This is a genomic window from Nonomuraea indica, from assembly GCF_002850745.1.
GTDB lineage: Bacteria > Actinomycetota > Actinomycetes > Streptosporangiales > Streptosporangiaceae > Nonomuraea > Nonomuraea indica.
Genome location: NZ_KZ559495.1, coordinates 1 through 537, shown reverse-complemented (window position 1 = coordinate 537; position 537 = coordinate 1). Strand labels below are relative to the sequence as shown.

1 protein-coding gene is annotated in these 537 nt (G+C 56.8%); it reads left to right on the top strand.

Features of this window, described 5'->3' with window-relative positions:
• The coding region (locus CXR44_RS34970; protein WP_180903857.1) for a protein rep at nucleotides 1-358 on the top strand (358 nt) is incomplete at its 5' end.
• Between the last annotated feature and the right edge of the window lie 179 nt (nucleotides 359-537).

The following is a 537-nucleotide window of genomic DNA, read 5'->3' as shown; positions in this document are numbered from 1 at the left end:
CCGGGCAGTGAAACCTCGTAAGCCGAAGGGCGGCGAATCGCTGGCCTGCGCGACCGCCGAACTGGTGCGCGGTGCGGTGGCCGAAACCCTGAAATATTCCACGAAGCCGGCTGACATGGTGGCCGATCCTGAATGGTTCCTCGAACTGACCCGCCAGACGCACAAGCGCCGCTTTGTGGCGACCGGCGGCGCACTCAAAGACGTGCTGAAACTCGATCAGGAAACTGACGCCGACATGGTGATCGGTGATGATATTTCCGAGGGCGACGATGACGGTTCACGAATCGCGTTCGAGTGGAAAACCGAGGTCAGAAAGTACCGTCGCTCACCGACGAAAGATAAAACTGAATCAGGCTAGCGGGGTGTCGGGGTGCACCCCTGACCAGATGGCAATTGTGATAGCGTCGCGTGTGACGGTATTACAATTACACATCCTGTCCCGAAAATTCCCGCCGTTTCTCGGTTTTTTGAGCGTCGCAGACCGCACGACAAACGAACCTAAGGTGAGTTTGTATAAGTGCGCACTTCGTGAGATTC